Annotated in this window: 13 protein-coding genes; 1 reads left to right on the forward strand and 12 read right to left on the reverse strand. The window is 72.4% G+C overall.

From position 1 onward, the window contains the following. Positions 1 to 17 precede the first annotated feature (17 nt). From pstA to ACIQ9E_RS11015, 9 genes are all read right to left on the reverse strand, one after another. On the reverse strand, positions 18 to 1,097 hold the full coding sequence (pstA, locus tag ACIQ9E_RS10975) for a phosphate ABC transporter permease PstA (RefSeq protein ID WP_403705287.1): 1,080 nt from the start codon (positions 1,095 to 1,097) through the stop codon (positions 18 to 20). Next, entirely contained in the window at positions 1,094 to 2,113 is a 1,020-nt protein-coding gene (gene pstC, locus ACIQ9E_RS10980; RefSeq protein ID WP_403705290.1) for a phosphate ABC transporter permease subunit PstC, read from the reverse strand. The genes pstA and pstC overlap by 4 nt, the downstream gene beginning before the upstream one ends. 234 nt (positions 2,114 to 2,347) lie before the next feature. Beyond that, positions 2,348 to 3,481: a phosphate ABC transporter substrate-binding protein PstS gene (gene pstS / locus ACIQ9E_RS10985; protein ID WP_403705293.1), complete on the reverse strand. Its 1,134-nt coding sequence runs from the start codon at positions 3,479 to 3,481 to the stop codon at positions 2,348 to 2,350. A 495-nt stretch (positions 3,482 to 3,976) separates the two neighbouring features. After that, the gene (locus ACIQ9E_RS10990) at positions 3,977 to 4,435 is read right to left on the reverse strand and encodes an NUDIX hydrolase (RefSeq protein WP_403705296.1); all 459 of its coding nucleotides are present in this window, start codon (positions 4,433 to 4,435) and stop codon (positions 3,977 to 3,979) included. Further along, a complete protein-coding gene (locus tag ACIQ9E_RS10995; RefSeq protein WP_403706205.1) occupies positions 4,432 to 5,526 on the reverse strand; it encodes a CHAD domain-containing protein in 1,095 nt (364 codons plus the stop codon). The genes ACIQ9E_RS10990 and ACIQ9E_RS10995 overlap by 4 nt, the downstream gene beginning before the upstream one ends. A 379-nt stretch (positions 5,527 to 5,905) precedes the next feature. Continuing rightward, positions 5,906 to 8,134: an RNA degradosome polyphosphate kinase gene (locus ACIQ9E_RS11000; RefSeq protein ID WP_403705298.1), complete on the reverse strand. Its 2,229-nt coding sequence runs from the start codon at positions 8,132 to 8,134 to the stop codon at positions 5,906 to 5,908. Between the two features lie 435 nt (positions 8,135 to 8,569). Beyond that, positions 8,570 to 9,517, reverse strand: a complete 948-nt coding sequence (gene mshD / locus ACIQ9E_RS11005; protein WP_403705301.1) for a mycothiol synthase — start codon at positions 9,515 to 9,517, stop codon at positions 8,570 to 8,572. A gap of 223 nt (positions 9,518 to 9,740) precedes the next feature. Continuing rightward, the gene (locus ACIQ9E_RS11010) at positions 9,741 to 11,093 is read right to left on the reverse strand and encodes a serine hydrolase domain-containing protein (protein WP_403705304.1); all 1,353 of its coding nucleotides are present in this window, start codon (positions 11,091 to 11,093) and stop codon (positions 9,741 to 9,743) included. Positions 11,094 to 11,098: 5 nt separating this feature from the next. Then, positions 11,099 to 12,415 (reverse strand): serine hydrolase domain-containing protein, encoded by a 1,317-nt coding sequence (locus tag ACIQ9E_RS11015; protein ID WP_403705307.1) that lies wholly within the window; start codon positions 12,413 to 12,415, stop codon positions 11,099 to 11,101. A 194-nt stretch (positions 12,416 to 12,609) separates the two neighbouring features. Here ACIQ9E_RS11015 and ACIQ9E_RS11020 point away from each other — a divergent pair, with 194 nt between their 5' ends. After that, complete coding sequence (locus tag ACIQ9E_RS11020) at positions 12,610 to 14,490, forward strand: bifunctional metallophosphatase/5'-nucleotidase (protein ID WP_403705310.1); 1,881 nt, start codon at positions 12,610 to 12,612, stop codon at positions 14,488 to 14,490. A gap of 224 nt (positions 14,491 to 14,714) precedes the next feature. Here the strand turns inward: ACIQ9E_RS11020 and ACIQ9E_RS11025 are convergent, their stop codons facing one another. The 3 genes from ACIQ9E_RS11025 to ACIQ9E_RS11035 all read right to left on the reverse strand — a co-directional run bounded on the left by ACIQ9E_RS11025 (position 14,715) and on the right by ACIQ9E_RS11035 (position 18,077). Further along, positions 14,715 to 16,178 carry a sensor histidine kinase gene (locus ACIQ9E_RS11025; RefSeq protein ID WP_403706207.1) on the reverse strand — a complete coding sequence of 488 codons (1,464 nt, stop codon included), beginning with the start codon at positions 16,176 to 16,178 and terminating at the stop codon, positions 14,715 to 14,717. Between the two features lie 41 nt (positions 16,179 to 16,219). Further along, positions 16,220 to 16,969: a response regulator transcription factor gene (locus ACIQ9E_RS11030; RefSeq protein WP_403705313.1), complete on the reverse strand. Its 750-nt coding sequence runs from the start codon at positions 16,967 to 16,969 to the stop codon at positions 16,220 to 16,222. Between the two features lie 100 nt (positions 16,970 to 17,069). After that, positions 17,070 to 18,077: a S1C family serine protease gene (locus ACIQ9E_RS11035; protein WP_403705316.1), complete on the reverse strand. Its 1,008-nt coding sequence runs from the start codon at positions 18,075 to 18,077 to the stop codon at positions 17,070 to 17,072. Between the last annotated feature and the right edge of the window lie 90 nt (positions 18,078 to 18,167).

Raw genomic sequence — 18,167 nt, forward strand, 5'->3', positions numbered from 1 at the left:
CTTCCCAGTCGCCGCGGTCAGCGGCCGGTCTTCGGGGCCTTCCAGCGGGCGATGCCGCGGGCCACCAGATTGAGGAGCATGACGAAGGCGATCAGGACCAGGGCGGCGGCCCAGGCGCGGTCGTACGACGCCTCGCTGCCGACCCGGTACTGCTCCCAGATGTAGAAGGGGAGCGAGGACTGGGCGCCTTCGAACGGGTTGGTGTTGATGAGCTGGCTCCCGAAGACCAGCAGCATGATCGGCGCGGTCTCGCCGGCGATCCGGGCGACGGCCAGCATCACACCGGTCGTGATGCCGCCGAGCGCGGTCGGGACGACGACCTTCAGGATCGTGCGCCACTTCGGCACGCCGAGCGCCAGGGATGCCTCGCGCAGCTCGTTCGGTACGAGCTTGAGCATCTCCTCCGTGGACCGGACCACGACCGGGAGCATCAGGATCGCCAGCGCCAGCGCGCCCATCAGACCGGATGGCTGCAGCTCGAACATCAGCATGATGGAGAGCAGGAACAGGCCCGCGACGATCGACGGGATGCCGGTCATGACGTCGACGAAGAACGTCACCGCCTTGGCCAGCGCCCCCCGGCCGTACTCGACCAGGTAGATCGCGGTCAGCAGGCCGACCGGCACCGAGATCAGGGCGGCGAGGCCGACCTGCTGGAGGGTGCCGACGATGGCGTGGTAGACGCCGCCGCCCGCCTCGAAGCCGGGGACCCCGGCCATGGAGTGGGTGAGGAAGTAGCCGTCGAGGACCTTGATACCCCGGCTGACGGTCACCCAGATCAGCGAGAGCAGCGGGATCACGGCGAGGACGAAGCAGACCCAGACGATGCTGGTGGCCACCCGGTCCCGGGCCTGCCGGTGGTTCTCGACGGCCGAGGTGACCGCGTACGAGATCACCATGAAGAAGAGGGCCGACAGCAGCGCCCACTGGACCTTGCTGTGCCACCCCGCGGCGGCGCCGAGTCCGCAGCCCAGGGCGATGCCCGCGGCGGCGAAGCCCGCGGGTGCCCAGCGGGGCAGGGAGCGGCCGGTGAGCCGGGCGGTGGCGGGCGCGGACGCCGGCGCCGGGATGCTGTCCTTGGTCGCTGTGTGGCTCATGCGTTGGCCCCCGAGTACTCCTTGCGGCGGGCGATGATCATGCGGGCGCCGCCGTTCACCAGCAGGGTGAGGACGAACAGCACCAGACCGGAGGCGATCAGCGCGTCCCGGCCCAGCTCGTTGGCCTCGTCGAATTTGGCGGCGATGTTCTGGGCGAAGGTGCCGCCGCCCGGATTGAGCAGATGCCCGGAGATCAGGAAGCTCGGGGAGAGCACGGTCGCGACGGCCATCGTCTCGCCCAGGGCACGGCCGAGGCCCAGCATCGACGCCGAGATCACCCCGGAGCGGCCGAACGGCAGCACCGACATCCGGATCACCTCCCAGCGGGTGGCCCCGAGGGCGAGCGCCGCTTCCTCGTGCGCCTTGGGGACCTGGAGGAAGACCTCCCGGCTCACGCTGGTCACGATCGGCAGAATCATGATCGCCAGCAGGATGCCCACGGTGAACAGCGAACGGGCCACGCCGATCTGGGTCTTCTCGAAGACGTACGTCCAGGAGAAGAAGTGGTCCAGCCAGAGGTTGAGGCCCTCCAGATAAGGGACCAGGAAGAGCGCGCCCCAGATGCCGTAGATGATCGACGGCACGGCGGCCAGCAGATCGACCACGTACGCGATCGGCCCGGCGAGCTTGCGGGGCGCGTAGTGCGAGATGAACAGCGCGATACCGACGGCGACCGGGACGGCGATCGCCATGGCGATGACCGAGCTGACGACCGTACCGAAGAGGAGGACCGCGATGCCGAAGACCGGCGGATTGCCCGCCGGGTTCCAGTCGAAGGTGGTGAGGAAGTTCCCCTCGTTCTCCGAGAGGGCGATCGCCGCGCGATAGGTGAGGAAGACGGCGATCGACGCCATCAGCACCAGCAGGAAGATGCCGGAGCCGCGGGACAGGGCGAGGAACACCTTGTCGCCGGCGCGGCCGGTGCCGGCGCTCTTGGCGGCGAGTGCGCCGGTGACCGCCCCGGCGGGTCCGGGGGGCGGGGAGTCCATCGGTTCTATGGGTGTCGTGGAAACCATGGTCTTTCCGGTCTGTGTGGGGGAGGGGTGGCTCCCCTGGCGGCGGTGCACCGGATGGGCGGACGGATACGGGACGAAGCAGAGGGTTCCGGGCCGGACCGGGGGCGGGGCCGCGGGGCACGGGGGTCGCGGGGCGCACCGGGCGGTTCCCGGCGGCCGGGGCGGCGGCCCGGCCGGGGGCGGGGTGGACGGGGTCCGTCCGCGCCCGGTGCGGGCCGCCGCGCTCCGTCGGCGTCAGTTCAGGCCGGCGACCGTCTCGCGGACCTTGGCGTTGATCTCGGCGGGGATCGGGGCGTAGCCGGCGTCCGAGAGGACCTTCTGGCCCTCTTCGCTCGCCGTGTAGGTGAGGAAGGACTTGACCGTGCTCAGAGTGTCGGACTTGTTGCCGCTGTCGCAGACGACCTCGTAGGTCACCAGGACGATCGGGTAGGCGCCCTCGGCCTTGGTGGCGTAGTCCAGCTCCAGCGCCAGGTCCTTGCCGGTGCCCTTGACCTTGGCGGCGGCGATGGCCTTGGAAGCGTTCTCCGAGGTGGCCTTCACCGGGGCGGCGGCACCGGTGTCGATGGAGACGGTGGGGATGGACTGCGAGGTGGCGTACGACAGCTCGAAGTAGCCGATCGCGCCGTCGACCTGCTTGACCTGGGCCGCGACACCGGAGGAGCCGGAGGCGGCCTGGCCGCCGGGGGCGGGCCACTTCTTCTCGGCCTCGTACGGCCAGTCGGCCTTGGCGGTGGCGCCCAGGTACTTGCCGAGGTTCTGGGTGGTCCCGGAGTCCTCGGAGCGGTGGAAGGCCTGGATCGCCTTGTCCGGCAGGGACTTGCCCTCGTTGAGCTTGGCGATCGCCGGGTCGTTCCACTTGGTGATCTTGTTGTTGAAGATCTTGGCGATGGTCGGGGCGTCCAGCGTCAGATCGTCGACACCGGAGAGGTTGTAGCCGATCGCGATCGGGCCGCCGACCATCGGGAGGTTGATGCCCTGGCCGTTCTTGCAGATCTTCTTCGATTCGGCGACCTCTTCGGGCTTCAGCGCCGAGTCGGAGCCCGCGAAGCCGACCGTGCCCTGGTTGAAGGCGACGATGCCCTCACCGGACGAGGACGACTTGTAGTTGATCTCCACGCCGGAGCAGGCGGCCATGTAGTTCTTGACCCACAGGTCCATGGCGTTCTTCTGCGCGCTGGAACCGGACGCCAGGAGCTTGCCCTTGGCGCCTTCGCACGAGATGTTCGACGCGGTGGTCGCCTTGCCGGCGCCGGTGCCGTTGCCGCTCGTGTTGTCGTCCGAACCACACGCCGTGAGGACCAGGGCCCCGGTGACGGCAAGGGCGCCGAGTGCGGTGGCGCGAAGCCCGTTCTTGCGCTGAAGCTTCACTTTCGGGTGTTCCTTCCAGAAGCCGCCGGGCCCGCCGGCGGATGCCGGGACGCTGGGCGGCGTGGGTCGGGGGTGGGGGGAGCCGGCCGGGTGCCGGTCACCACGTAAGGCCGAAATTAGGCAGAACAGGTGAAGTGACCCGAGGGGGTGGGTGAACGGCAGGTGAACCGTGCCGGGCGGCTGGGTGGCAGCGGCCGGGGCGGGGGCCCGGCGCGGGGCGGGGGGCGGGAGAAGTGCTGTTACGGGGTGGGGGAGACGCACGGGTTCACGGGGGCTGGTCGGCGTACGGGGGGTCCGGGCGGGGCGACGGACGGTGACCGCCGGTCGCCCCACGGTGCGCAACCTAGCGCGCGAACGGGGGCGCCGTGGGGGCCGTTACCCGTACGGGTGGTACGCGTTCGGGCCACCGGGGCGCGTTCTCGCCCCCGGACCCGCGCCGGGCGGCGCCGGGTTCGGCCGGTGTGTCGTGCCTGTTCGGCACCGCCGCGGGGCGGGTCAGCGGCGCAGGGCGGCCAGCAGGGCCGTGACCAGTTCCCGGTCCCTCTCCTGGCTGAGCCGGACCCGGGCGGCGGCGGGCGGCAGCCAGACCAGCCGGTCCACCTCGTCATTGGGCACGAAGGCGCCTCCGGTGGCCTCGGCGGCCCAGTAGCGGACCTCCTTGGGGCGCCCGTCGGCGAGATAGCGGACCGTCGGCAGCGGCGCCCCCGGCGCGCACTCCATACCGGTCTCCTCCAGCGTCTCCCGCAGTGCGCCCGCGTACGCCTCTTCGCCGTGTTTGAGCTTCCCCTTCGGATGGGACCAGTCGTCGTACTTCGGACGGTGTACGAGACAGATCTCCACACCGTCGGGGTCCGTGGCGCCCGGCACCGCGCGCCACAGGACACAGCCCGCGGCCAGCACGGGGCCCGGGGCGGGACCCGGGTTCGGGGGGCCGGGGGCGGCGGGGCCGGTCACGGGGTGCGCGTCCGGACCGCGAGGGAGCCGGGCCAGACCTCCTGGAAGGCGAAGCGCGCGGCTTCGACCTCGTGGCGCTGGTCGGCGTGGAGGATGCCCAGGGCGTAGGCGGTGGCCGGGGCGATCCGGGGGGTACGGGCGGCGGCGGCCGCGGCCTCGGCCGCTTCGGCGGCGTCCCGGTGGCGGTCGAGCAGCAGGCCCGCGCGGGTGAGGGCGGGCGGGGTGCCGCCGGGGCGCAGGGGCTCCAGCACTTCCAGGGCGTAGCGGTGGAGCCGCAGCAGTCGGCGGACCCGGTGCCAGGGGGCGTCCTGGGCCTCCTCGCCGGGCGCCGGGCCCAGCCCGTGCACCAGGGCGTCCGCGTTGTACGGATGCCCGGCGCGGCCCAGCGGGAGGGCCGCGGCGCCTTCCAGGAGCCGGCGTTCGGCGTCGGCGGCGACGGGCGGCAGGACGGCGTCGGCGCGGCTGGCGGCGAGCGGGCGCAGCGGCAGATCGGAGGAGAGGAGGGTGACGGCGTCGGCGAGTGCGTGGAACCGGGCCGAGCCGAGGGCGCCGAGCGCGGCGGAGTGCGCCCGGGTCCGGGCGAGCGTGAGCTGGCGCTCCAGCAGGGCTCCGGCCCGGGCGGCGCCCGCCGGGAGCGGCCCGGCGACGGTGGCGGTCGCGGTGGCACCGGTGGTCTGGTGCGGTACGGGGGCGGCGCCCGAGAGCCGGGCCAGGGCGTCGAGCAGCAGGGTGAGCCGGGAGGTGCAGGCGTGTTCCTGCGCCAGGGTGGTGGAGAGCCAGTCCAGTTCGGTGCGGAGCCCGTCCGCCCAGTCCGGGTCCAGCAGCGGCCGGAAGGTGTGGAGCGTGCCGCCGATCCGCCGGGCGGACCGTCGCAGGGCGCGCGCGGCCCGGTCGGCGGCGGCGGTGTCGGCGCCGCTCTCGCCGTGCAGTTTCAGGCTCCGGAGGAAGTCGGCGGCGTGGTCGTGCAGATAGCCGGCGACGGCCTCGCCCGCGAGCGCCGCGGGTCCGGCCGGGGCCGGCTGCGGGCAGGCCTGCGCGGGGCCCGCGGCCGGGTGCGGCCGGTCGCCGGGGCCGGGCCCGCCCTGCTGGATCGCGGGCAGGGGCGATTCCCCGCCGCCCGTGCCCGGTGGGAGACCGGGCGCGGGTTGTTGTGCAGCGGCCGCGTTCGGCGGGGGCGCGGGCGGTTGCGGGCCGGCGGGGGATCCGGGCACGGGCGCTGTCGGCAGCGGGCCGGGCCTGCCCTGCGGGGGCGCGGGTGATCGCAGGCCGGCCGGGGATCCGGGCCGTACCGCGGTGTCGGTTTCCGGGGTCCCGGCCGGAGGCTGCCGGTCGGGGGTGTGTCCCCGGGCCGGGCCGGTCGCCGTGGCCCGCAGTGGTGCCGCGCCGGGCTCCGCCCCCGCGGTCCCCGGCGGGCGGCGGCGGGCGAGGGCCGGGACCGGCAGGGGCGGGGGTGGTGCCGTCGCCGTCGGGTCAGGGTTGTGCACGCCGGCGCCTCCGCGCGTCGATGAGCATCTCCTGCACGTTCCGCAGCGGCTGGCCGTCGGCGTCCGTCGCGTGCCGGGTCCAGGAGCCGTCGGGTCCCAGGTGCCAGGAGGAGATGGTGTCGGACATACCCGTCTCCAGGAGGCGGGTGAGGGCGGCGCGGTGGGCCGGGTCCGTGACCCGGACCAGCGCCTCGATACGGCGGTCGAGGTTGCGGTGCATCATATCGGCGCTGCCCAGCCACACTTCGGGTTCGCCGCCGTTGCCGAAGGCGAAGACCCGGGAGTGTTCCAGGAAGCGGCCGAGGACGGACCGGACCCGGATGTTCTCCGAGAGCCCGGGGACGCCCGGCCGGACGGCGCAGATGCCGCGGACCCAGATATCGACCGGTACGCCCGCCATCGCCGCCCGGTAGCAGGCGTCGATGATGGCCTCGTCGACCAGCGAGTTGACCTTGATGCGTACATATGCCGGACGTCCGGCGCGATGGTGCGCCGCCTCCTTGTTGATCCGCGAGACCAGTCCGTCGCGGAGCGACTTGGGGGCGACCAGCAGCCTGCGGTAGGTCTCCCGGCGGGAGTAGCCGGAGAGCCGGTTGAAGAGGTCGGAGAGGTCCGCGCCGACCTGCGGGTCGGCGGTCAGCAGCCCGAGGTCCTCGTAGAGCCGGGCGGTCTTGGGGTGGTAGTTGCCGGTGCCGACGTGCGAGTAGCGGCGGAGGGTCTCGCCCTCCTGGCGGACCACCAGCGACAGCTTGCAGTGCGTCTTGAGCCCGACGAGGCCGTAGACGACATGGCAGCCCGACTCCTCCAGCTTCCGCGCCCATTTGATGTTGGCCTGCTCGTCGAAGCGGGCTTTGATCTCGACCAGGACCAGGACCTGCTTGCCGGATTCGGCGGCGTCGATCAGCGCGTCCACTATCGGCGAGTCGCCGGAGGTGCGGTACAGCGTCTGCTTGATGGCGAGGACGTCCGGGTCGGCCGCGGCCTGCTCCAGGAAGGCCTGGACGGAGGTGGAGAAGCTGTCGTACGGGTGGTGCAGCAGGACGTCCCGTTCGCGCAGCGCCATGAAGATATCGGGCGCGGACGCCGATTCGACCTCGGCCAGATCGCGATGGGTGCCCGCGATGAACTTGGGGTACTTCAGCTCGGGCCGGTCCAGCGCGGCGATCCCGAACAGGCCGGTCAGGTCCAGCGGACCGGGCAGCGGGTACACCTCGGCGTCGGTGATCTTCAGTTCGCGGACCAGGAGATCGAGGACGTACGGGTCGATGGACTCCTCGACCTCCAGCCGTACCGGCGGTCCGAAGCGCCGCCGCATCAGCTCCTTCTCCAGGGCCTGGAGCAGGTTCTCGGCGTCGTCCTCCTCGACTTCGAGGTCCTCGTTGCGGGTGACCCGGAACATATGGTGCGCGAGCACCTCCATGCCGGGGAACAGCTCCTCCAGATGGGCCGCTATCACGTCCTCCAGCGGCACGTACCGCTGCGGGGACGCCTCCAGGAAGCGGTTGAGCAGCGGCGGGACCTTGACCCGGGCGAAGTGGCGGTGGCCGCTGACCGGATTGCGCACCACGACGGCGAGATTGAGGGAGAGTCCGGAGATGTACGGGAAGGGGTGCGCGGGGTCCACGGCCAGCGGGGTCAGCACGGGGAAGATCCGCTGCCGGAACAGGGTGAAGAGTCCCGCCTGCTCCTTCTCGGTCAGATCCGGCCAGCGGATGAGGTGGATGCTCTCCTCGGCCAGTGCCGGGGACACGTCCTGCTGGAAGCAGGCGGCGTGCCGGGCCATCAGCTCGCGCGAGCGGTTCCAGATCAGGTCCAGAACCTCGCGCGGCTGGAGGCCGGACGCGGAGCGGGTCGCGACCCCGGTGGCGATGCGGCGCTTCAGTCCGGCGACCCGGACCATGAAGAACTCGTCCAGGTTGGAGGCGAAGATGGCGAGGAAGTTCGCCCGCTCCAGCAGGGGGGTCGCCGGGTCCTCGGCCAGCTCCAGCACCCGTTCGTTGAAGGCGAGCCAACTGCGCTCCCGGTCGAGGAAGCGGCCCGCGGGCAGCTCGGTGCCGTTGCCCGGGTGCTCCTCCTCGTACGCGTCGAGGTCCGCGTCGAGATCGGGTTCCAGATCGGACACCGTGGCGGCCACGGTGTGGGGCCGGTGGGCGGCTATGGAACCGACGGACGGCTGCGGGTGCTGGACCGATGCCTCGGCAGGCTGCTGACTCATGAACCCATTCTTCCGCGTCAGACGGGTGATGGGCGCGTCGGAGGGGGGTGTGATGATCCGTACCCGGTGCGGTACGCGATCCGGCTCGGGCTCGGGTACGGGGCCGGGTACGGCTGGCTGCATTGGGTGAGGGTCCCAGCGCCGTCTGAATGGCCGGTAACGGGGACATGACGTCCCGGAATCGCAGGCCGGACGGTACGGCGCGGCGCGGACCCGGCGCCGGCCGGGTGTTCCCGGGTGTTCCTCCGTTCGGGTGAGGACGGGGCGGGGACGGGGCGATACGCAGGGGGTGCGGGTGCCTACGGTCCGCGGCCGCCCGTATACCGGCCGACCCGCGGCGGGCGCGGCACGGTCCGGGCGCGGCCCCCGGCCGGTCGGAGAGCCGCGCGGCACGGTGCGGGCGCCCGCGACCCCCCGGCCGGCCGGAGGGCGGTCCTACGACTCCGTGCGGTACATCAGGTCCACCTCGTGGGTGCTGAAGCCGAGCCGCTCGTAGACCCGTACCGCCGCCGTGTTGTCGGCGTCGACGTACAGCATCGCCGTCGGGAGGCCCTCCGCGGCCAGATGCCGCAGCCCGATCGCGGTGAGGACGCGGCCGAGGCCGCCGCCCTGCGCATCGGGCCGTACCCCGACCACGTACACCTCGCCGAGCTGCTCCGCGGCGTGCACCTTCGTCCAGTGGAAGCCGATCACCTCGCCGCCGCGTTCGGCGAGGAAGAAACCACGCGGGTCGAACCAGGGCTCGTTCTTCCGGTCGTCCAGGTCGCGCTGGGTGAGCGCACCCTGCTCGGGGTGGTGGGCGAAGGCGGCGGCGTTCACCGCCAGCCAGGCCGCGTCGTCCCGGCCCGGGACGAAGGTGCGGACGGTGACCCCGGCCGGCAGGACCGGCTCCGGCAGATCCGCGGGCACCTCGCCCGCGGTGCCGGGGGAGGCCAGCGGGCGGCGCATCTGCCGCAGTTCGCGGAAGAGCGTCAGTCCGAGGACCTGCGCCAGATGGCGGGCCGCGGACTTGCCGCCGTGCGCCCAGACCCGCAGCCGCTTGCCGGAGGCGGCGAGCAGTGCGCTGCCGAGCGCCCGGCCGTGGCCGCGGCCCCGGTGGGAGGGGTGGACGACGAGTTCGGCGGCGGGCGCCTCGACCGGATCGGTGTCTTCGAGCTGGGCGTAGCCGACCAGCTCGCCGCCGAAGGTGAGCAGCAGATGCCGGACGCCCTCCCGCTTGCCGCCGCGCAGTTGGAGCCGTCCCTGCTCGGAGACGGCCTGCGTCCCGTCGGCCGCCGCGGCCGCGTCGAGCAGGGCGAGGACGGCTTCGGCCCCGTCGGGGGTGAGGGCGTCGAAGGTCTCGATCCGCCGTCCGGACTCCGGGGTGACTGCGTCTGTCGTCATGGGGGAAGCCTACGGCGGGGCCGGTGCGGTACGGCGGGGCCGGGCTCGACGACGCCCGGACGCCGCTGCTCGGCCGGTCGGCCCCGGGCACGGCGGGCGGGCCGGGGGCGGGTGCAGGTCCGGGCCCGGGATCCGTACGGCCGCACTGCCCGTACGGATCCCGGGCCCGGACAGCCGGGCGGCGCTCGTCCGGATCGGTGCCCGGCTCCCGCGCCGCCCGCCGTCAGAAGCCCGTCCGGATCTTCCGCTCCGCGCCGAGGACGCCGGCCCCGGCCCGGCCGGATGCGGCCGCCGGTGCCGTACCGCAGTACTCCGCCTCCATGGCCAGACCCAGTTCGTCGCCCCGCCAGTCCCCGTTGGTGTTGTACGCGAGCTGGTGGCTGCCGTCCTCCGTGGTCACCGCCACCGACAGGGACCCGAACCAGCCTCCGGTGTGCCCCCAGAGCCGCTTCCCGCAGCTCGTGTTGAAGGCCTCCAGACCGAGCCCGTACCCCGTGGACGCGGACGGATCGTCCGGGTCCGGCACCACGGTCTTCATCGCCTTCAACTGCTCCGGCCGCAGCAGCTTCCCGCCCAGCAGGGCGCTGTAGAAGCGGTTGAGGTCGGCCGCGCTGGAGATCATGTCGCCCTCGGCCCAGCTCTGCGAGGCGTTCTGGAAGGTGACGTCGTAGACCTTCGTCGCCGCCGGGTCGATCGAGAATTTCGAGTAGGCGCGGCTGCCGGGCCCCGGCATCCGGCTGCTGTTGCCGGGGACGGTGGTGGCGCGCAGCTTCAGCGGTTCGATGATCCGCTTCCGTACCTCCGTCTCGTAGGACCGGCCGCCCGCCTGCTGGAGGATCAGCCCCGCCAGTACGTAGTTGGTGTTGGAGTACTGCTGCCGGGTGCCGGGCGGGGACGTGGGGGCGTTGCGCATCGCGGCGACGACCGCGACCCAGGGGCTGCGGTACTCGTAGCGGTGCTTGAGGAAGCCCGAGACGGAGGTGTACTTGGCGGTGTAGGCGGGGTCTTCGAGGAAGTCGTAGATACCGCTGGTGTGGTTGAGGAGCTGGCGTACGGTGATCTTGCTGCCGTCGTTGCCGTTGCCGCGGACGGCTCCGGGCAGCCATTTCTCGACGGTGTCGTCGAGGCTCAGCTTGCCCTCCGTCTCCATCTGGAGCAGGACGGTGGCGACGAACGTCTTGGTGATGCTGGCGATCCGGAAGCGGTCGTTCACCCCGCGGGGGGCCTTGGTCCGCCGGTCGCCGATCCCGGAGGCGCCCTGCCACAGCCCGTGCCGGTCGGTGGCGGCGGCGGTGATCCCGGGCAGTCCGCCCGCGACGACGGCGTCCAGCGCCTGCTGGGTGGCGCGGTGGTGTCCGCGGTCCGCCGGGCCGTCCTGGGCACGGGCGGGCGCGGCGAAGGCGGTGGCCGCCAGGGCGCCGCTGACCAGGGCGATCGTGGTGGTACGGAGACGATGGCGCCGGGCCGTGTCCCGGTCGCGCCCGGTGGGGCGGGCCGGGCGGCGCGGGATGATGCTGCGGTGGGTGCGGTGGGCGGGGTGCGTGTCCTGCGCGGATATGCCCGGAGTCTTCGGCATGCGGGTCAGCCCCTGTTCGCGATGGTGGTACGGGCGGAGACGGGCCCGTCGGGTGCGGTCTTCACCGTTTTGGCCGTCTTGGCCGTCTTCGCGGTCCCGGGCTTCTTCCCGCAGTACTCCGCTTCGAGTACGGCGATGAACTGGTCGTAGTTCGCCGCCCAGTCGCCGTTGATGTTGAAGGCGAGCTGGTGGCGGCCGTCCTCGCTGGTCGCCGCCTCGGAGAGGCTGCCGGCCGCGCCGCCACCGTGGCCCCAGACGGTGGTGCAGCTCAGCGCGGTCTTGTAGAGCCCGAGCCCGTACCACCCGTTGGACGCGGTCGTGGTCGTCTTCATCGCCGTCAGCTGCTTCGGGGAGAGCAGCTTTCCGCGCAGCAGGGCGCTGTAGAAGCGGTTGAGGTCGGCCGCGCTGGAGGTGATGTCGCCGTCCGCCCAGCCCTGGGAGCCGTGGATCTCGGTGACGTCGTGGATCTTCGCGGCCGGGTCCTCCGGGGTCTGGGTCAGCTTGGAGTAGGCGCGGCTGCTGGGCTGGGGCAGTTCGACGGTGTCGCCGGGGTTGGAAGTGGAGCGCAGCTTCAGCGGTTTGATGATCCGCTTGTGCACCTCGTGTTCGTACGTCCGCCCGCTCACCTTCTCGATGATCATGCCCGCGAGGACGTATCCGGTATTGGAGTACGTGAAGCCGGTTCCGGGCGCGAAGTCCGGCCGGTGCGCCAGGGCCACCTTGACGTGGTACTCCGGCGGCACGTTCTCGTAGCGGTTCTCCAGGTAGCCCTCGTGGAGGTACTTCTTCGCGTAGTCGGGGTCCGAGGTGTAGTTGAAGATGCCGCTGGTGTGGTTGAGGAGCTGGCGTACGGTGATCTTGCGGCCGTCGTTGCCGTTGCCGCGGACCAGGCCGGGCAGCCACTTCTCGACCGTGTCGTCGAGGCTCAGCTTCCCCTCCTCCTCCAGCTGGAGGAGGACGGTGGCCACGAAGGTTTTGGTGATGGACGCGACCCGGAAGAGGTCGTTGGCCCCCCGCTTCTTGCCGGTCTTCAGATCGCCGATGCCCGCCGCGCTCCGCCAGACGCCGTTCCCGTCGGTGGCGGTGACGGTGGCACCGGGAGTCCCGGTCGCCACGAAGGCTTCGATCGCCTGCTGGGTGGCCGCGTGCCGGGCCTTGCGGCCGTCCGCGGCCGTGGTCCGGTCCCCTGCCCGGGCCGGGGCGGTGAGCGCGCCGGCCGCCACGGCGCCCGCGATCAGGGCGACCGCGCCCGTCCGGGCCGCCCTCCGCCGGGATCCTGCCCGCTGCCCGCCCGTACCCCTTGCCACTCCGGTCACCGTCATGCGCGCGCTCCTTGCTGGTGCTGCCGACTGGTCATCGGTGGAAATGACCACAGAAGGGGTACCGAGGGTTGATAGCGGGATCACGATGGCCGAGTTGTGACCCTCGCCCCTCTGTTCGCGCTACGCGCGTTGACCCTAGGCTGCCGGGGCAGCCTTCGCCGCAGTCGCGCCGACCGAGGGGAATTCAGGGAACGATGTCAGCCATTCCGCAGGGAACGAGCCCCGAGGGGCCGGAGGGCCGGGGTGCCCTCAGCAGACCGAACCGTGCGCACCGCACCCGCCGGAACCGGCGGCTGCTCGGGGCCGTCGCCGGACTGACCACCGTCGGTGCCCTGCTGGCCGCTCTGCCGGGCACGGCGGGCGCCCATGAGCAGGACCGGGCGGAGCGGGGCGGCAAGGGCCACGGCCACGGCCGCACGGTCGACGTGCAGTTGCTCTCCTTCAACGATTTCCACGGCAATCTCCAGCCCCCGTCGGGCTCCGGCGGCCGGGTCACCCACACCAACCCCGACGGCACCACCCGCACCATCGACGCGGGCGGCGCCGAGTATCTGGCCACGCATCTGCGCGAGGCCCGCAAGGGCAAGCGGTACACGGTCACCGCCGCCGCGGGCGATCTGATCGGCGCCACCCCGATGCTCTCCGGGCTCTTCCACGACGAGCCGTCCATCGAGGCGCTGAACAAGCTCGGTCTGGACGTCTCCTCCGTCGGCAACCACGAGTTCGACGAGGGCGCCAAGGAGCTGGGCCGGATCCAGAACGGCGGCTGCCACCCCACCGCGGGCTGTTTCGAGCCGGGCAAGAAGTTCCAGGGCGCCGACTTCCCCTATCTGACCGCCAACGTCACCCACGAGAAGTCGGGCCGGCCGCTGCTGGACCCCTACTTCGTCTGGGAGCGCAACGGCGTCAAGATCGGCTTCATCGGGGTGACCCTCGAAGGCACCCCCGACATCGTCAACGCCGAGGGCATCAAGGGCCTGAAGTTCAACGACGAGATCGAGTCGATCAACAAGTACGCGAAGATCCTGGAGCGCAAGGGCGTCAAGTCGATCGTCGCGCTGCTGCACGAGGGCGGTTTCCCGGCCTCCTCCTCGTACAACTACAACTGCGACAGCCCCGGCCCCGGCGACGGTATCTCCGGACCGATCGTCGATATCGCCAAGAACGTCAGCCCGCAGGTCGACGCGCTGGTCACCGGCCATACCCACCAGGCGTACGCCTGCACCATCCCGGACCCGGCGGGCAAGCCGCGCACGGTCACCTCGGCGTCCTCCGCGGGACGGCTGTTCACCGAGACCACCCTCACCTACGACCGGCGCACCAAGGACATCGTCCGTACCGCGGTCGGCGCCACCAACCACGTCGTCACCCGTGATGTGCCGAAGGCTCCGGACATCACCGCGCTCATCGACCGCTGGAACGCCCTGGCCGGTCCGATAGCGAACCGTCCCGTCGGCCATATCGCCGCGGACATCGACAACCCGGTGGCGGAGGAGCGCCCGCTGGGCAATCTGATCGCCGACGCCCAGCTCGCCGCGCTCGCCCCGGCCGACAAGGGCGGCGCGCAGCTGGCCCTGATGAACCCGGGCGGGATCCGGGCCCCCCTGGTCCACCAGGCGTCCGGCGCCGAGGGCGACGGGGTCGTGACCTACGGCGAGGCGTTCACCGTCCAGCCGTTCACCAACATGATGAACGTGGTCGACCTGACCGGCGCGCAGCTGCTGACGGCCCTGCGCCAGCAGGTCAGCGGCTCCAACCAGGCGGCACCGAAGATCCTCCAGGTGTCGAAGGGCTTCACGTACACCCTCGACCTGACGAAGACCGGCGCGGACCGGATCGTCACGGACTCGGTGAAGCTGAACGGCGAGCCGATCGACCCGGCGAAGACCTACCGGGTCGCGATGAACGAGTTCCTCTCGGGCGGCGGCGACGGCTTCGCCGTGCTGAAGGAGCACAAGAACAAGCTGGTCGGCGCGTCGGACCTGGATGTGTTCATCGGCCACCTGGCCGCGAACTCCAGCGCGGCTTCGCCGCTGGTGCCGCCGGCGACGGGCCGGATCACGGTCGTGAAGTAGGCGACAGCGCATGAGGTGAGGGGGCGGCGGGCCGGAGAGGCCCGCCGCCCCCTCCGCGCGTACCCGGACGGCTCTTGTTACGACGGCGGGTCCGGGGCGGTCCCGTCCCGGTGTCCCGGGCCGGGACCCGCGCCCCGTACACCCGTCCCCGCCGTCCGAGCCCCCGCCCGACGGGTGTCCGCCCGTCGTCCGAGCCCCGGTTCGACGGGTGTCCGCCCGCCGTCTCAGCCCGCGCCCGGTGTCCCCGGCGGCGGGGCCGTCGCGCCCGGCAGGCGCAGCACCGCGATCGTGCCGCCGCCCGGCGCCGGTTCCAGCCGGACGTCCCCGCCCGCCGCCCGTACCGTCCGGGCCACGATCGACAGGCCCAGCCCCGAACCCGGCAGCGCCCGCGCCGACGGGGAGCGCCAGAAGCGGTCGAACACATGCGGGAGTTCCTCCGCCGGGATCCCGGGCCCGTGGTCGCGCACGGTCAGTTCGCCGCCGCGCAGCCGCACCTCGACCGTCCCGCCCGGCGGGGAGAACTTCACCGCGTTGTCCATGACGTTGACCAGCGCCCGTTCCAGCGCGGCCGGATCCGCCCGTACGTACCAGGGCGCGAGGTCGTCGGTGAAGACCAGCTCCGGACCGCGCAGCCGGGCCCGGCCCAGTGCGGTGCCCGCGATCTCGTGGAGCGCGACCACCTTCAGCGGCCCGTCGCCGTCCTGCGGCCCGTCCGGCCGCGACAGCTCCTGGAGGTCCCCGATCAGCGCCGCCAGCTCCGCCATCTGCGCCTGCACACTGGCCAGCAGCGCCTGCCGGTCGGCGGGCGGGATCGCCCGGCCGGTGCGTTCGCTGCGCGCCAGCAGGTCGATATTGGTCCGCAGGGAGGTCAGGGGGGTGCGCAGTTCATGGCCCGCGTCGGCGATCAGCCGGGCCTGCCGGTCCCGGGACGACGCCAGCGCCTCGGTCATCGCGTTGAAGGAGCGGGAGAGCCGGGCGATCTCGTCGTCGCCGTCGGCGGGGATCCGTACGGTCAGATCCTCCGTACGCGCGACGTGTTCGACCGCGTCCGTGAGCCGGTCGACGGGCTGGAGCCCGGCCCGCGCCACCCAGAGCCCGGCCGCGCCCGCGCCCAGCACCCCGACGCCCGCGAGCAGGCTGAGCATCAGCGCCAGCCGGTTGAGGGAGGTGCTGATCTCGTCGAGGGGCCGGGACACGGAGACCGCGATGTCCCCGTTCGGCGTCTGCAGGAGGGTGGTGTGCACCCGCACCTGCTGCCCGCTGTCCGTGACACTGTTGTGCAGGGCGCTTTCGGACCGGCCGTCGGCGACGGCGATGTCCAGCGGGGTGACCTTCACCGGCCGGCTGTACGGCGCGACGCACCGCCGGCCTTCCGCCGTGACCATCTGCGTGTACGCGAACGACTCGGGCGCCTTCGCGTCGACGACGATCCCGCTGCCGCCGCCCGCGCACTTCTCCAGTGCGTCCAGGACGACCTGCTTGGGCGCCCGGGTGTTCTCCAGCGACCGGTCCATCTCGGCGTTGAGCTGGCTGCGGGTCAGCGCCCACGACACCACGGCGACCGCGGCGACGGCGGCGGCGACGGCCACGGCGACCAGCAGGGCCAGCCGGGAGCGCAGCGGCAGCCTGCGGTAGCGGTGGACCAGGCCGGGGAGCCCGCGGGGTCCGCGGGGCGGCCGGGCGGGCATCGGGGGCGGGGCGGGGTGCTGTGCGGTCCCGGGGCGGTGGGTCACCCCTCGCCCCCGGCGGGCCGCAGCACATAGCCCACTCCGCGTACGGTGTGCACGATCCGCGGCTCCCCGCCCGCCTCCGTCTTGCGGCGCAGGTACATCACGTACACGTCGAGTGAATTGGAGCTGGGCTCGAAGTCGAAGCCCCAGACCGCCTTGAGGATCTGCTCGCGGGTGAGGACCTGCCGGGGATGGGTCAGCAGCAGTTCCAGCAGGGTGAATTCGGTACGGGTCAGCTCGACGGGACGGTCGCCGCGGTACACCTCGCGGGTGCTGAGGTTCATCGACAGATCGCCGAACTCCAGCACGTCCCCGGGCTCGTCGAGCGCATAGTCCAGCGGTACGGGAACGGTGTAGGCGCTGCGGCGCAGCAGGGCCCGGATCCGGGCGAACAGCTCGTCCAGCTCGAACGGCTTGACCAGGTAGTCGTCGGCGCCCGCGTCGAGTCCGGTGACGCGGTCGCCGACGGTGTCCCGGGCGGTCAGCATCAGGATCGGGACGGTGGAGCCGCCGGCCCGGATCCGGCGGGCCGCGGTCAGCCCGTCCATCCGGGGCATCTGGATGTCCAGCACGATCAGATCGGGGGCGTACGTCTCGGCCTTGCCGAGCGCGTCGAGCCCGTCCACGGCGACCTCGGTGTCGTACCCCTCGAAGGCGAGGCTGCGCTTGAGGGCGTCGCGTACGGCGGGCTCGTCGTCGACGATCAGTACACGGTCGGCGTACGGGTTCTGGTCGCGGCTCTCGGTCATACCGCCAGCCTCGCACGGCCCGCCCCCGAAGAGGGCGTCGGCGTCGCGGGGGCCGGGCACGGACCAGGTGCCGGGCGGGCCGTCCCCGTCCCCGGCCGTTCTAGACACCGGCACCGGTGCCGCTGCCCGCGCCCGCGCGCAGGTCGTCCAGCGTGCTCTTCACGGTGTCGACGGGGATCGCGAAGCCGAGGCCCACGCTCCCGGCGGCCGCCCCGTTGCCGTTGCTCGGCGCGTACATGGCCGAGTTGATGCCGATGATCCGGCCCTGCATGTCGATCAGCGCCCCGCCGGAGTTGCCGGGGTTGAGGGGCGCGTCGGTCTGGATCGCCTTGTACGTGGTCGTGGACTCGCCCGCGCCCCCGTTGAACTGCTGCCCGCCGAATTCGAAGGGCCAGTTCCGGTCCGGCTGCCGGGGCTGGTCGGACCCCTGGGGAACGGTGACGTCCCGGTCGACCGCGGACACGATGCCGCTGGTCACCGTCCCGGTCAGCCCCTCGGGGGAGCCGATGGCGACGACCTGGTCGCCGACCCGCAGAGTGCCGGAGTCCCCGAGCTGCGCCGCCTTGAGCCCGCTCGCGCCGCGCAGTTTGATCAGGGCGAGGTCCTTGTCGGGGGCGGTCCCGACGACATCCGCGGTCGCGGTCTTGCCGCCGCTGAGCCGGACCTGGACGGTCTTCGCCCCGGCGAGCACATGGTTGTTGGTGATGATCTCCCCGTCCGAGGAGATGATCACGCCGGATCCGGTGGACTGCCCGGTGCCCTGGGCGGCGCGGATTTCCACGGTGCTGGGGGCGACCGCCTCCACGACGTCGGCGACGCTCCCGGCCGACCGGTTCGCGGAGACATTGGTCCCCAGGACACCTGCGGAGGACCGGCCCGCCCGGTCGTCCGTGAGCTGCCCCAGCACGGTGGAGGCGGCCCCGCCGACGGTCGCCGCCCCGATGGCGACGGCGACCAGCAGGGCGATGGACCCGCGCGCCTTCTTCCGGGCGCGCGCCCGCGACCCGGGCTCGGACAGCGGCTCCTGCTGCGGTCGCGGGGGCCAGGGGGCGTACGGAGGCGGCGGAGGTACGGAGTGCGGGGCGTCGTCACGGTACTGGTCGCTCATGTCACCGACTGTCCCCGCGGAGTCTGAGAAGGATCTGAGGGCGCGGTGAGAAGGGGCGCAGAGTTCCGTATGCCCGGTATAAGGACGGCC

The sequence above is a fragment of the Streptomyces sp. NPDC094448 genome (assembly GCF_044763775.1).
Taxonomy (GTDB): domain Bacteria; phylum Actinomycetota; class Actinomycetes; order Streptomycetales; family Streptomycetaceae; genus Streptomyces.